We start from the raw sequence: 14836 nt of genomic DNA, 5'->3' as shown, positions 1-14836 counted from the left end.
AATTTAGCCTACGCCGCGCTGTTCCTTAAGGTTGCTGTTGCATAAAAACGACGAGCGATCTCAGGAGTACTGCCATGAAGCCTTCCACCACGCCCCCCTATCCCGCTAGCCGCATTCTGCTGGCCGCCAGTTTCTCTGCCAGCCTGTTCTGCACCGGTGCCGCGCAAGCGACGCCGCTGACCCGCGACAGCGGCGCACCGGTGGGCGACAACCAGAATTCACAGACTGCCGGCGCCAACGGCCCGGTACTGCTGCAGGACGTTCAACTGCTGCAGAAACTGCAACGTTTCGACCGCGAGCGCATCCCCGAGCGCGTGGTGCATGCCCGGGGCACGGGTGCCCATGGCGAGTTCACCGCCAGCGCCGACATCAGCGACCTGACCTCCGCCAAGGTGTTCCGCCAGGGTGAACATACCCCGGTGTTCGTGCGCTTCTCCAGCGTCGTGCACGGCAACCATTCGCCGGAAACCCTGCGAGACCCGCGCGGTTTCGCCACCAAGTTCTACACCGCCGACGGCAACTGGGACCTGGTCGGCAACAACTTCCCGACCTTCTTCATTCGCGATGCGATCAAGTTCCCCGACATGGTCCACGCCTTCAAGCCCGATCCACGCAGCAACCTGGACGACGACTCGCGGCGCTTCGACTTCTTCTCCCATGTCCCGGAAGCCACCCGCACCCTGACCCTGCTGTACTCCAACGAGGGCACCCCGGCCAGCTATCGCGAGATGGACGGCAACAGCGTCCACGCCTACAAACTGGTCAATGCCAAGGGCGACGTGCACTACGTGAAATTCCACTGGAAGAGCCTGCAGGGCCAGAAGAACCTGGACCCGCGCCAGGTCGCCGAGATCCAGTCACGCGACTACAGCCACATGACTCACGACCTGGTCACGGCCATCGGCAAGGGCAACTTCCCCAAATGGGACCTGTATATCCAGGTGCTCAAGCCCGAAGACCTGGCCAAGTTCGACTTCGATCCACTGGACGCCACCAAGATCTGGCCTGACGTACCCGAGCGCAAGATCGGACAGATGGTGCTCGACCGCAACGTCGACAACTTCTTCCAGGAGACCGAGCAGGTCGCCATGGCGCCGTCGAACCTGGTGCCGGGCATCGAACCCTCCGAGGACCGCCTGTTGCAAGGGCGCCTGTTCGCCTACGCCGACACGCAGATGTACCGCATCGGCGCCAATGGCCTGAGCCTGCCGGTCAACCGCCCAAGTCGCGAAGTCAACAACATCAACCAGGATGGTGCCATGAACGCCGGGCACACCGAGAGCGGCGTGAACTATCAGCCCAGCCGCCTGCAACCGCGTGAAGAGCAGGCCAGCGCACGTGCCGTGCAGGTGCCCCTGAGCGGTACCACCCAGCAGGCCAGGATCCAGCGCGAGCAGAATTTCAAGCAAACCGGCGAGCTGTTCCGCTCGTACGGCAAGAAGGACCGCGAGGACCTGATCCAGAGCCTGGGCGAGGCCCTGGCGATCACCGATGAACAGAGCCGCTACATCATGCTGTCCTACTTCTACAAAGCCGACAGCGACTACGGCACCGGCCTGGCCAAGGTCGCCAAGGCCGACGTGCAGCGGGTTCGGCAAATGGCCGAGCAGTTGAAGGACTGACCCTGTTGCCGGCCTGCTCCCGCACGGGATCCGGCCGGTACATCGACTACCGGAGGCCTGCGATCATGCAAAGATGGATCGTTGCACCTTTCCTCGCGCTGCTCGCGCTCACCGCCCAGGCGCAGGAAACCCCGCCCGTACACGTCCAGTTGCGCGAGCTGTTTCTGGATGCCGCCCGCCGCGGTGACCAAACCGTGCTCGAGGAATTCGTTCGCGCCCACTACGACCTCGATGTACAGGACAGCGCCGGCTACACCGGGCTGATCCTGGCGGCCTACCACGGACACCTGCAGGCGGTCGAACGCTTGCTGGCCGCCGGGGCCAACCCCTGCGCCCAGGATGCCCGGGGCAATACGGCGCTGATGGGTGCGATTTTCAAAGGCCAAGTGCGCATCGCCCGACGCCTGATCGATGCACCCTGCAGCACCGACCAGCGCAACGGTGCCGGTCAGACGGCAGCCATGTACGCAGCGCTGTTCGATCGCCAGGAACTGCTGCGTGCCCTGACCGAACGTGGTGCCGACCTCCACACCCCCGACGCGCTGGGCAACAGCGTGCAGAGCCTGGAACGCGGCGAGCTCAACGGCAGCGCGCGTCCCTAAGGCTGAGCCCCGTCCCTGTCAGCAGATCCGATGGCCGCTGACCGAGGCAGCGATCCGGCCAGGTAATTGACATACGCAGCGATGTCGATTACCCGAGCTACCCTTCATGTCGAGCCAAGCACACCGCAGCCGCGTGCTGATGATCGAGCAAACCCACGCCAAACGTTGTAGACGACCCGTCAAGCCTTGCCTCGAAGGGTCTCGCCCACACCTCGATGAGGTGCTGGTCAGATGGGCCTTTACGATTGAAAAATATTCATCTTTAAATTTATGATCATGAGAGCAACTAAAGATCTTCTGAAATCAATTCATTGGTCAGTGCCCCGTCAAGCTCTCTAAGATGCCCCTCATTGCAGGCAGTGCAGCCCGTCGAATCCGATGGTTGAAGCACTGCGACCGTCAACGGATCAGGGTATCGAGCCAACATGAGCCAGGCATTTTCATTTTCCCTCAAGCGCGTGCGCTTCGATGAACACTACCGGCCTTCGGACACCACACGGGTCACCACCAACTTCGCCAATCTGGCACGGGGCGCCAGCCGCCAGGAAAATCTGCGCAACACCCTGGCGATGATCGACAACCGCTTCAACACCCTGGCCCACTGGGACAACCCCAAGGCGGATCGTTACTCGGTCGAGCTGGACATCGTGTCGGTGGAGATGGAAGTCGCTGCCAGCCGTGCCACGCCAGCGCTGCCCTTGATCGAGATCCTCAAGACCACCATCGTCGATCGGCACACCGACAGCCGCATCGACGGCATCGTCGGCAACAATTTTTCCTCCTATGTGCGCGACTACGACTTCAGTGTGGTCTTGCTGGAACACAACAAAGGCCGCTCGCACTTCACCACGCCTGAACACTTCGGCGAGCTGCATGGCAAGCTGTTCAAGAGCTTCGTGAACTCCGACACCTACCGCCAGCACTTCGGCAAGCCCCCGGTCATCTGCCTGAGCGTGTCGAGCAGCAGGACTTACCAGCGCACCGATAATCACCATCCGGTGCTCGGCTGCGAGTACCTGCAGGATGAGTATTCGCTGACCGATGAGTACTTCGCCAAGATGGGCCTGAAAGTGCGCTACTTCATGCCGGCCAACAGCGTCGCGCCCCTGGCGTTCTACTTCGCCGGCGACCTGCTCGGCGACTACAGCAACCTCGAACTGATCAGCACCATCAGCACCATGGACAGCTTCCAGCGCATCTATCGACCGGAGATCTACAACGCCAACTCGGCGGCCGGCCAGCGCTATCGACCGAGCCTGCAGCATGCGGACTATTCGCTGACGCGCATCGTCTACGACCGCGAGGAGCGCAGCCGCCTGGCCGTCGAGCAAGGAAAATTCGCCGAAGAACACTTCATCAAGCCCTACCAGGCGGTGCTCGAACAATGGTCGGCCCGCTACGCGGCTTGAAGCCTCACAAGGACAAGGTCTGAATCATGAACAAACTACTCCCGACTTCCACGGCAGGCAGCCTGCCCAAACCCTCCTGGCTCGCGGAACCCGAGAAACTCTGGTCACCCTGGAAGCTCGAGGGCGAGGAACTGATCCAGGGCAAGCAGGACGCCCTGCGTTTGTCGCTGCAAGAGCAGCAGCACGCCGGAATCGACATCGTCAGCGACGGTGAGCAGACCCGCCAGCACTTCGTCACCACCTTCATCGAGCACCTGGAAGGGGTCGACTTCGAGCAGCGCGAAACCGTCAGGATTCGTGATCGCTACGACGCCAGCGTGCCCACGGTCGTCGGCGCCGTGGCCCGGCGCAAGCCGGTCTTCGTCGAGGATGCCAGGTACCTGCGCCAGCAGACTTCGCAGCCGATCAAGTGGGCACTGCCCGGCCCCATGACCATGATCGACACCCTGTACGACGGCCACTATAAAAGCCGCGAGAAACTGGCCTGGGAATTCGCCAAGATCCTCAACCAGGAAGCCCGTGAGCTGGAGGCGGCCGGCGTGGACATCATTCAGTTCGACGAGCCCGCCTTCAACGTGTTCTTCGACGAAGTCAACGAATGGGGCGTCGCTACCCTGGAGCGGGCGATCGAAGGCCTGAAATGCGAGACGGCCGTGCACATCTGCTACGGCTACGGCATCAAGGCCAATACCGACTGGAAGAAGACCCTCGGCTCGGAGTGGCGGCAATACGAAGAGGCGTTCCCCAAGCTGCAGAAGTCGAGCATCGACATCGTTTCGCTGGAGTGCCACAACTCCCATGTGCCGATGGACCTGATCGAGCTGATCCGCGGCAAGAAGGTGATGGTGGGTGCCATCGATGTGGCCAACCATGCCATCGAGACGCCGGAAGAAGTGGCCGCCACCTTGCGCAAGGCGCTGCAGTTCGTCGACGCCGACAAGCTCTACCCCTGCACCAACTGCGGCATGGCGCCGCTGCCTCGCGGGGTGGCCCGAGGCAAGCTTCAGGCCTTGAGTGCAGGTGCCGAGATCGTGCGTCGAGAGCTCTGACCCGTCGACGCCTGTATCGGCATACGCAGCCCGGAGACACTCGCCTGAAAAGCTCGCACGAGTGCCTGGGCTCGCGGATCAGTCCAAGCCCCCTCTGCCTTCAGGATCGACCATGTCATTGTCTTGCACGGCCATCGAGCCCTCCCGGTTCCGCGAGGCGCTCGGGCATTACGCCTCCGGCATCACGGTGGTGACCTCGCAGCTCGGCACCGAACCGCTGGGGTTCACCTGCCAATCCTTCTACAGCGTCTCGATGAGCCCGCCACTGGTCTCGTTCAGCGTAATGTCCAGTTCGGCGAGCTACCCGAAAATCCGTGAGGCCGGCCGCTTCGCGGTCAATGTGCTATCGGGTGAACAGGTCGGGATTTCCAACCAGTTCGCCCGGCGCGGAGCAGATAAATGGCAGGGTATCGACTGGCGCTCGTCACCTCTGGGCAACCCCTTGATCAGTGACAGTCTGCTGTGGCTGGACTGCGAGATTCATGCGGAGTACCCGGCGGGCGATCACCTGATCGTCATCGGCGAGGTGAAGGCGCTCGACTTGCACCCGGTTTCCCTCTCCAGGCCGCTGCTTTATTTCAAGGGCCAGTATTGCGATGTGTCCGGGCACCCTGCTTTGCCGGTCTGAAGAGGCTTGCCAGCACCAGCAGCTCTCAGCCGAGCAGTGCCCCTGCCCGGCCGTCTTCCACGACGAAACGCTGTAAGGTCGAAGCCGTGGCCGCCGGATCGCGGCGCTCGGAAATCGTCTGGAATCTTGTGCTCATGCGTCGTTCATCCAGCGTGACGGACACATAACCGCGCTGGCGGCTGTCGAAGAACTTCACGTGAGGGTTCAGCGGCATCAGCGCATGGAAAGCGTCGTATGGCGGGCCATCGGAGGTCACCGAGGTGCCGACGAACTCGGTGGCGACCACCTTCGAAGCCGGGTCCTGGCTGTCCAGGTGCAGATCGGTGGTCCAGAACGAGTGGATGTCGCCACCCCAGAACACCGGGTTGCGCGCTTGGCTTCGGTCGATCGCCTGCAGCATCCGCTGGCGGCAGGCCGCGTAGCCGTCCCAGCCGTCGGTCCAGTGGCCCAGCGAGAGGGTCGCGGGATCGCGTTGCAGCATCGGCGCCACCAGCAGATCCTGGGCGATGACATTCCAGCGCGCTGGGGAGCGCGCCAAGCCCTCGTGCAGCCAGGCTTCCTGCTCCCAGCCGAGCAGGGTCCGCCGCGAGTCGCTCAGGTCGGCACAATCGGGCGCGGCGATATGCCCGCGGTGGCTGCCATTGGCAGGAATACAAGGCTGTTCACTGCGATACTGACGACCGTCGAGCACGTGGAAGCGCGCCAGCTGGCCGAAGTCGATACGCCGGTAGATCCGCATGTCGGCCCCCTGCGGCAGGCTGGTTCGACGCAGCGGTATGTGTTCGTAGAAGGCCTGATACGCTGCCGCGCGACGACGCAGGAATGCCTGCGGGCTGACACCCGCGTCCTGCGACCAGCGGTCGGCATAGTCGTTCTGCACCTCGTGGTCGTCCCAGGTCGCCACACAGGGTGCACTGGCATGCAACGCCTGCAGGTCGGGATCGCGCTTGTACTGGGTGTAGCGAGCACGGTACCCGGCCAGGTCCGAGGCCTCGATCACGTCATGGGCGCGGACGATCTTCGTTGAGCCGCTGGCGAAAGAGTTCTCGTAGATGTAGTCGCCGAGGAAAAACACCAGGTCCGCCTGCTCCTGCGCCAAATGCCGATACGCACTGAAGTAGCCCAGCTCGTAATGCGAGCAGGAGGCGAAGCCGAAGTGCGCTGGCGCCAGACTATCGGCGGCGGGCGCGGTGCGCGAACGTCCAATCGGGCTCTGCTCGCCCAGTGCCTCGAAGCGGTACCAGTACGGTCGACCCGGCTGCAACCCCGCGACTTCCACATGCACCGAATGGGCGAGGCCGCCGCGGGCCAGGACATGCCCACGGTGTACGACCTGGCGCATGCCTTCATCGGTGGCCACACTCCAGCGCACCGCCACCTCACGACTGGGCTGCAACCCGGAAACCGGGGCCAGGCGTGTCCAGATGACGAAGCCGTCGGGCAGCGGATCACCGCTGGCCACGCCCAGCGTGAAGGGATAATCCGTGCCTGCGGCACGGGCATAGGGACCGATCAATGCCAGCCCGCTGCCGGCGGCCAACCCGCTGAGAACACGTCGCCTGCCTGGGTCCGCAAGCCCTGATTCGTTGCCCATGGAAAACTGTCCGCTCGATCAAATCCGCGCAGCATGGCAGTGGCCAAAGTCCATTTCGTGACAGTGGTAAAAAGTTAATGAAACCTTCAAGAAGCCTGTTCTAGAGCCTTTTGAAAATTAAATTCGCGGTCACTTTTTGTTCATTATTGATTGTTAGTGTCCCGGCTCCAATCGAAACGAGGAGGCTTCATGAGAGCCTGGGACGAGCCAACCAAGCGCAAGGCGCACATCGAACTGATCCCCATGATCGACGTGATGATGTTCCTGCTGGTGTTCTTTGTACTGATCAGCCTCAACGTCATTCCGGCGCTGGGCATGAAGACCCAACTGCCCAGCGCTAGTACCGCGCAGCAGCTCAAGCCGCAGAACAAGTCCATTCTCACCCTGGGCCTGGGGGGCGAGCTGCAACTGGACGGCCAGGCGACCACGGTGGATGCCCTGGTGCCCGCGCTCAAGGGCCTGGAAAAGCCTGACGCCAAGACGGTGATCATCGTCAACAGCGACAAGGGCGTCGAAGTGGCGCGGCTGGTCGAAGTCATGGACACCCTGCGCGCGGGTGGCTTCACCTCCATTTCCATCGCTACCCGCAAGCCATGACACTTTATTTCCTCTATCGCGGCCGCCAGTGGCTAGGCGCCCTGCCGGCCGTGGCGGCCCTCGCTGCGATCGTGCTGGCAGTGAACACCAAGCCCCTGAACATCGAGCCGGTCTACGACGAGTCGGCGGTCGAGGTGGCACTGGTCGAACCCACCCCGCCGTCAGAGCCAACGCCGGCGGTCGTCGAGCCGCCGCCGCCCGTGGAGGCGCCGCTACCGCCCCCTGTGGAAGAAGAACCCGAGGCTGCACTGCCGCCGCCCAAACCGGTCGTGCGCAGACCCGAGCCCAAGCCCACTCCCAAACCCGTGCCCAAGCCTGCTGTGGCCAAGGTCGCGCCCAAGCCTGCAGTGCAACCACCACCGACGCCCGCAGCCAGCGCACCGGCGCGCCCCGCCGTTGAGCCGGCCAAGCCTGCGCCCGCAGCACCGGTAGCACCGAGGGTCGATACCGGTGCGCTGGAAGGCGGCTACATGCAGGGCCTGCGCAGCGACATGGAGCGCTTCAAGCAGTACCCCACCGGCCGCCAGGCGTCCCTGGAACGACCGACAGGCGATGTGGTGGTGTGGATGCTCGTGGACCGGGCCGGCAACGTCCTGGACTCGGGCATCGAAACTCCGGCCTCGAGCATGCTGCTCAACCGCGCCGCTAGCACCAGCCTCAAGCGCATCAAGCAAGTCAAGCCGTTCCCGGAGCAAGCCTTCGGCGGCCAACCCCAGCACCGTTTCACCGCCACCTTCAACTACCGCGTGCAGTAGGCACCGACAGACAGGAAACACGTGATGACGCTCAGCAAGCTAACCCTCGCACTGATGACCGCAGGCCTCGCCCACGGGATGGCGCACGCGGCGGACGCCTCCGACGTCGGCGCCATCAAGGTCGAGGGCAAGGCCACCCAGGGCGCAGGCTACATGGTGCCCGAAGACAGCGCCAAATCGCGCTCGACCGTGACCAAGGAAGCCCTGGACAAGCAGACCGCGACCGGCAACGCCGTGGACAAGCTCAAGTACACCCCAGGCCTGAACATCTCCAGCGAAGACGCCACCGGCCTGTCGGGCTTTCGCTTCACGATGCGCGGGATGAACTCCGACCAGGTGGGCATGAGCGTGGACGGCATGCCCATCAACGACTCGGGCAACTACGCACTGTATTCCAACCTGCTGGGCGACGCCGAAAACATCGAGCAGATTTTCGTCACCCAGGGCGCGTCCGAAGCCGATGGCCCGCACATCGGCTCCAGCGGCGGCAACATCGGCCTGGTGACCCTCCGCCCGACCAAGGAGACCGGCGCCTTCGTCAAGCAGAGCCTGGGCAGCAACGCCACTCGCAAGACCTTCGCACGCCTGAACACCGGCGAAGTGAACGGCCTGAGCAACTGGCTGTCGGTGTCCCATGCAGAAGGCGACAAATGGCGTGGCGACGGTGCGGTGCGCGCCAACAAGGTGGAATGGAACAGCTTCTTCGATGCGGGCGACGGCAACACCGCCAACCTGATCCTCAAGTACCACAAGCAGGACAACAACAGCTACAGCCAGCTGACCAAGAGCCAATACACCCAGTTCGGCCGCCGCTATGACCCTTACCCGTCGGTGGCCGCGCGCAACGGCAGTGGCAAGATCACCAGCTACTATGGCTTGGCGCAGAACCCGTTCGAGACCTTCACGGCGGTGTTCAATACCCATTTCAAGCTGGCCGACAACCTGTCCATGGACGTCATCCCGTATTACTACTACGGCAATGGCGGCGGTGGCGGCAGCTCCGCCTACGCCCTCAACAGCGGATCGAGCACCAGCGGCGTATACGACCTGAGCAACCTCGCCTCGGCGGCCACCTACAACGCCGACGGCACGCCCAATGGCGGCGTCTACTATCGCTCGTCGCGCACCCAGACCTGGCGCCCGGGCATCACCACCAAACTGAACTGGGACCTGGGCGAGCACAGCCTGCAGTTCGGCTACTGGTTCGAAGATGCGCGCCAGCGCCAGACCCAGCCGTTCATCGGCATCGATGCCGCCGGCAAGCCCGACAGCACCTGGCCCGACAGCCATCGCGTGGTCGACGCCAACGGCCAGATCGTCCAGGGCCGCAACCGCTTCACCGAAACCCCGGCGCAGAAGATCTGGGCCCAGGACACCTGGTACATCGACTCGGACTGGACGCTCAACGCCGGCCTGTCGTTCATGAACGTGGAGCGCAAAGGCCACAACCACGGCAGCCTCACCGAGGCGCCAGTGAACCGCGACCAGACCTACAACAAGTTCCTGCCCAACGCTGGCCTGAAGTACCAGGTCGACGACCGCAACCAGGTGTTCTACAGCCTCTCGCGCAACATGCGCATTCCGCAGAACTACGCGCTCTACGACAACTCGCCCGAGTCCATCGGTCTCGAGCCGGAGACCAGCTGGAACCATGAACTGGGCTGGCGCTTCGTCGAACCGGACATGACCCTGTCGGCCAGCCTGTTCTACATGAAGTTCAAGAACCGCCAGGTCTCGTCCAAGGACATCAACGGCGACGCCGCCGACATCAACGCCGGCGCCGTGGACAACTATGGCCTGGAGCTGGAGTGGAGCGGCCTGTTGCCCCATGACTTCAACTACTACACCTCCTACACCTACACCCGCTCCAAGCAGAAAGACGACCTGCAGGTCTTCAACAAGGGCGTTGCCATCACCCTCCCCACCGCCGGCAAGCAATTCGCCAACGTGCCCGAGCACATGCTCGCCGCCAATATCGGCTACGACAACGGACGCTACTACGGCACCTTCGGCGGCAAGCTCACCAGCAAGTTGTACGGCGACCTGACCAACGACGAAAGCATTCCCGGCCGCGTGGTGTTCAACCTCGGTGCCGGCGTGTACCTGCCGGTCGACAAGCGCGTCTTCAAGAGCGCGACGCTGCGCCTGAACGTCGACAACCTGTTCGACAAGAAATACCTCGATGGCGTGTACACCACCAAGACCAACGCGGCCACCTACGACGGATTCCGTGATGGTGACCCAGCCTACATCGTCGGTGTGGAGCGCACCGTGACCGTCGCCCTCGAAGCCAACTTCTGACGCCACCCCAAGCGGAGCCAATCATGAACACCAATCTGATGCACGATGTGACCTTCTATGTGATGTACGGCGCGCTGGCCATCGCCGTGTTCATCATCATCGAGCGTTCGCTGTACTTCGCCTATGTGCGCAAGCAGGCAGGTCGCCTGCTGACCCAACTCACACCGGCGGTGCAGAACGAGCGCGGACTGAGCGAGGAGGTGACTTCGCGCAAGAGCCTGCCCATGGAGATGGTCAGGGAAGTGCTGCGGCAAAAACTGGCAGGCGGTAGCCGCCAGGACCTGGACGACGTCATCGAAACCCAATACCTCGCCTCCCGAGCCCCGCTGGCGCGCAGCTTGTGGATCATCGAGACCATCGTCACCGCAGCGCCCCTGCTCGGCTTGCTGGGCACCATCCTGGGCATCATCGATACCTTCAAGGCCTTGGCCAGCGCGGGCGTTTCCGACCCGGGGCAGATTTCCGCAGGCATCGGTACAGCGCTCTACGCAACGGGCCTGGGCATCGCCATCGCGTTGTTCTGCGTAGTCTTTCACAACCTGTTCCAGGACCGCCTGGAACGCATCAACGACCAACTCAAGATGCTGCTGATCCGCGCATCGATGGGCGCCCGGGTCACTGCGCCCGTAGAGCTGACGCCGGTCCAGGCACCGCATTACCGCACCGCCTGACCCTGCACAGGAGCTGTACGCGTGAACGTCTTTTCTTCCTCGGACAGGATCTCGCCCCTGCCCGCTGTGCTGCGCCCCGCCCGCTCGCTGGCAGCGATGCTGGCCTTCGCGGCAGTGGCCGCCTGTAGCCAGACACCGAGCGTCGCGACGAGCGAGCCGGTGGATATCAACATCGTCGCCATCAACGACCTGCACGGCTATCTCCAGGCCGATCCCTGGCGTTACAAGGACGCCACTGGCGCCGAACACACCCTGGCCGTAGGCGGCATCGCCACGCTGGGCGGCATGCTCGATCAACTGCGCGCCAAGGACCCGCAACTGCTGTTCGTCGGCAATGGCGACCTGATCGGTGGCAGCCCGCCCCTGTCGGCGATGTGGGCCGACGAGCCGACGCTCGAGGCCTTGCGCGACATGGGCCTGCTGTTCAGCACCGTGGGCAACCACGAGCTGGACAACGGCAAGGCGGAACTGCTGCGCCAGATCAACGGCGGCTGCCAGTCGAACCGCCCGCAGAAAGCGTGCCGCTTCAGGCCCGATTTCGCCGGGGGCGGCTTCCCGTACATCGCCGCCAACCTCGTCGACACCGACACCGGCAAGCCGCTGTTCGCGGCCTACCGCATCGAACAGCGCCACGGCGTGAAGATCGCCTTCGTCGGCGCGGTGCTGCGCGATGTGGCGCAAGTCGTCAGCGCCAAGGGCATGCAGGGGTTGCAGGCCAGCGACGAGGCCCAGGCAATCAACCGCGTGATTCCAGAGCTCAAGGCCCAGGGCGTCAACGCCATCGTCGCCATGGTGCATCAGGGCGGCAGTACGCCGGAGGCCTTCGACCAAGCCGATTGCAGCCAGCTCAGCGGTGACATCGTCGAGGTCGCGCAGCGCCTGGACCCCGCCGTGGACGCCCTGCTCACCGCACACACCCACCAGGGCTACCTGTGCAAGGTGGGCAAGCTGTCGGTCAGCCAGGGCGGCTCGTACGGCCATTTGCTCACGCAACTGACCCTGCGGGTCACCCCTGGCAGGCACGAGGTGACCGAAGTCACCGCCCGCAACCTGCTGGCCGATCCCAAGGCCTACCCGCAGAACGCCCGACTCGCAGCGTTGCAGCAGCAAGTGCAGACGCGCAGTGACGCCGTGCTGCAACAGCCGGCCGGACGCATCGCCGTACCCCGGGTGAGCGGGCACCAGGAGCCTAGTGGCGAATCGCCCTTGGGTGACTTGATCGCCGACTCGCAACTGGCCATGACCCGCCAATGGGGCGCGCAGATCGCCTTCATGAACGTGGGCGGCATCCGTGCCAACCTGGAGCAGCCGGCTGGCAAGGACCTGACCTATGCGCAGGTGGCCAGCGTCCAGCCGTTCGGCAATACCCTGGTGCTGATGGACCTGACCGGCGAACAGCTGCTGGCACTGCTCAACCAGCAGTTCGGTCCCGACGACAGCAACGTGCTGCAGGTTTCCCAGGGATTGAGCTACGCGTGGGACAGCCAACGGCCGGTGGACAGTCGAGTGGTGCCGGGCAGCGTACGGCTGAACGGCAAGGCGCTGGACAGGCGCAAGCGCTATCGCATCGTCGCCAACTCATTCCTGGCGGCGGGCGCGGAACGTTTCTCGATGTTCAAGCAGGGTACCCAGGTCGTGGATAGCCGACTGGTCGATGTGGACGCGATGCTGGCCTATCTGCGCCGTGCTGAACAGACCGGCACACCCGTGGGCACCACGCGCAGCGCCGGACGGATCGTGCGCAATGACTGAGGACGGGCAGGCAGCCGAGGCACCGCTGTTTTTTTTCCGTCATGAAGCGTCGTTACGCTGCCGCTCAGCTCGTTGATAAACGCACACTTCAGGTAACAAATAATATGACAGACACTCCCGACGACAAGCGTGCCGGCGTCACGCCCGGCCCGTTGCCACAAGACCCCGGCCGCAGACGCTTCATCGGCGGTGCGGCGCTGCTCGGCGTCGGCATGACCCTGGGCGCTTGCGATGACGTCCGCGACGGCAAGGCGCCGCCCGTCGACCAGGCCTTGAGTGGCGCAGCACTGGACCAGAAGTTGCGCGAGCAGGTGAAGACCGTGGTGGTGATCTACGCTGAAAACCGCAGCTTCAATAACCTGTTCGCCGACTTCCCGGGGCTGGAAAAACCGTTGTCATCACTCTCGCCAGCGGAGTACCGGCAACGCGACCGAGATGGCAGCGAATTGCCCTCGCTCCCTGCACCCTGGGGAGGCGTACTGCACGTCGGGCCGCAAACCGTGGACGGTGTGAGTTACCCGACCGAACAGGCCTATCAGCAACAGCTGCCCAACGCCCCGTTCGCCCTCAAAGGCCCCCAGGGTGAGGATCTGCCACTGGGCGTGGTGACGCGCGACTTGTGGCATGTGTTCTATCAGAACCAGATGCAGATCAATGGCGGCAGGAACGACGGCTTCGTCGCCTGGGGTGATGCCGGTGGGCTGGTAATGGGCCACTACGCGCAGACACGCTACGAGCTGCGCCTGTGGGACGTGGCAAAGGAATTCGTGCTATGTGACAACTTCTTCCAGGGGGCATTCGGCGGCTCGTTCCTGAACCATCAGTATCTGGTCGCAGCCAGGCCACCCTACTACCCCGATGCGATCAACTCGGTCGCCAGGTCGCAGATCGCGGCGTTGCAGTCCGACGATCCCGCCGATCCGCGGCTCAAGCCTCTTCCCACCTCGCCTGCCAGCGCCATGGACGGTCCGCCGCAATTCGGACCCAGCGCATTGACGCCCGATGGCTACGGCGTCAACACCCTGGCACCGCCCTACTGGCCCACCTGGATTCGCGACACCGAGCGCCCGGATTACTCCAAGCCGGGGTTGCCCAATGTCATGGTGCCCCAGACCCACGAGCACATCGGCGACAAGCTGACCAAGAAAAACGTGGACTGGGCCTGGTATGCCGGAGCCTGGCAGGCCACCCTGGAGCAGTTCAAGGACTCCGGCGGCATTCCCAAGATTCCCAACTTCCAGTACCACCACCAGCCGTTCAACTATTTTCTCCAGCAAGGCCCGCAGAATCCGGCCGAGCGCAACAAGCGACTACGCGATGCAGGCCTGGGGGATACGCCGGCCACCAATCGCTTCCTGCAAGACGCTCAAGCCGGGACACTGCCTGCGGTGAGCTTCTACAAGCCTCAGGGCAATCTCAACATGCACGCCGGATACGCCGATGTCGCTTCCGGCGACCGGCACATCAACAGCGCGCTGAAGGTGCTGCGTGAAAGCCCGCAGTGGCAGAACATGGTGGTGATCGTCACCGTGGACGAAAACGGCGGCTGGTGGGATCACGTCGCGCCGCCGTTGGGTGATCGCTGGGGCCCCGGTTCACGGATTCCCGCACTGGTGGTCTCGCCCTTCGCTCGCAAAGGCACAGTCGACCATACCCTCTATGACACCGGATCGATTCTGCGCCTGATCACCCGCGTGTTCCAGCTGGAGACCCTCGAAGGCCTCAGGCTGCGCGATGAGGCGATGATCGCGCGCGGCTCCAAGCCCATGGGCGACCTGACCAACGCGTTGCAGTTCGCCGGCTGAGGGTGAGGAGGACGAGGGCTGCCGCTGACCCAGGCCCTCGTGCCCCTGCGC

Annotated in this window: 12 protein-coding genes; 11 read left to right on the top strand and 1 reads right to left on the bottom strand. The window is 63.6% G+C overall.

Annotated elements, in window-relative coordinates; translation table 11 throughout:
• Positions 1-74: 74 nt before the first annotated feature.
• The 5 genes from katB (at position 75) to IAE34_RS08755 (ending at position 5310) form a co-directional block, all read left to right on the top strand.
• Positions 75-1622: a catalase KatB gene (gene katB, locus IAE34_RS08775; protein WP_200138488.1), complete on the top strand. Its 1548-nt coding sequence runs from the start codon at positions 75-77 to the stop codon at positions 1620-1622.
• A 65-nt stretch (positions 1623-1687) separates the two neighbouring features.
• The gene (locus tag IAE34_RS08770) at positions 1688-2224 is read left to right on the top strand and encodes an ankyrin repeat domain-containing protein (RefSeq protein ID WP_200138487.1); all 537 of its coding nucleotides are present in this window, start codon (positions 1688-1690) and stop codon (positions 2222-2224) included.
• A gap of 425 nt (positions 2225-2649) precedes the next feature.
• Positions 2650-3633: a DUF1852 domain-containing protein gene (locus IAE34_RS08765; RefSeq protein ID WP_200138486.1), complete on the top strand. Its 984-nt coding sequence runs from the start codon at positions 2650-2652 to the stop codon at positions 3631-3633.
• Positions 3634-3659: 26 nt separating this feature from the next.
• On the top strand, positions 3660-4682 hold the full coding sequence (locus tag IAE34_RS08760; RefSeq protein WP_200138485.1) for a methionine synthase: 1023 nt from the start codon (positions 3660-3662) through the stop codon (positions 4680-4682).
• A gap of 112 nt (positions 4683-4794) precedes the next feature.
• Positions 4795-5310 carry a flavin reductase family protein gene (locus tag IAE34_RS08755; RefSeq protein WP_200138484.1) on the top strand — a complete coding sequence of 172 codons (516 nt, stop codon included), beginning with the start codon at positions 4795-4797 and terminating at the stop codon, positions 5308-5310.
• Between the two features lie 25 nt (positions 5311-5335).
• Here the strand turns inward: IAE34_RS08755 and IAE34_RS08750 are convergent, their stop codons facing one another.
• On the bottom strand, positions 5336-6904 hold the full coding sequence (locus IAE34_RS08750) for an alkaline phosphatase D family protein (RefSeq protein WP_200138483.1): 1569 nt from the start codon (positions 6902-6904) through the stop codon (positions 5336-5338).
• A gap of 189 nt (positions 6905-7093) precedes the next feature.
• On the opposite strand from IAE34_RS08750, the gene IAE34_RS08745 reads away from it, so the two are divergent.
• The 6 genes from IAE34_RS08745 (at position 7094) to IAE34_RS08720 (ending at position 14785) form a co-directional block, all read left to right on the top strand.
• Entirely contained in the window at positions 7094-7501 is a 408-nt protein-coding gene (locus tag IAE34_RS08745) for an ExbD/TolR family protein (protein WP_200138482.1), read from the top strand.
• Positions 7498-8256 (top strand): energy transducer TonB family protein, encoded by a 759-nt coding sequence (locus IAE34_RS08740; RefSeq protein ID WP_200138481.1) that lies wholly within the window; start codon positions 7498-7500, stop codon positions 8254-8256. Before IAE34_RS08745 ends, IAE34_RS08740 begins: the two co-directional genes overlap by 4 nt.
• 24 nt (positions 8257-8280) lie before the next feature.
• The gene (locus IAE34_RS08735) at positions 8281-10557 is read left to right on the top strand and encodes a TonB-dependent receptor (RefSeq protein WP_200138480.1); all 2277 of its coding nucleotides are present in this window, start codon (positions 8281-8283) and stop codon (positions 10555-10557) included.
• Between the two features lie 23 nt (positions 10558-10580).
• Positions 10581-11228 (top strand): MotA/TolQ/ExbB proton channel family protein, encoded by a 648-nt coding sequence (locus IAE34_RS08730; protein ID WP_200138479.1) that lies wholly within the window; start codon positions 10581-10583, stop codon positions 11226-11228.
• Positions 11229-11324: 96 nt separating this feature from the next.
• Positions 11325-12980 (top strand): bifunctional metallophosphatase/5'-nucleotidase, encoded by a 1656-nt coding sequence (locus IAE34_RS08725; RefSeq protein WP_200138728.1) that lies wholly within the window; start codon positions 11325-11327, stop codon positions 12978-12980.
• A 104-nt stretch (positions 12981-13084) separates the two neighbouring features.
• Positions 13085-14785: an acid phosphatase gene (locus IAE34_RS08720; RefSeq protein WP_200138478.1), complete on the top strand. Its 1701-nt coding sequence runs from the start codon at positions 13085-13087 to the stop codon at positions 14783-14785.
• Positions 14786-14836: the final 51 nt, after the last annotated feature.

Source organism: Pseudomonas sp. S30 (assembly GCF_016518545.1).
In the GTDB taxonomy this organism is placed as follows: domain Bacteria; phylum Pseudomonadota; class Gammaproteobacteria; order Pseudomonadales; family Pseudomonadaceae; genus Aquipseudomonas.
Note: the sequence above shows the minus strand (reverse complement) of the source record. Positions and strands in the feature narration are given on the sequence as shown.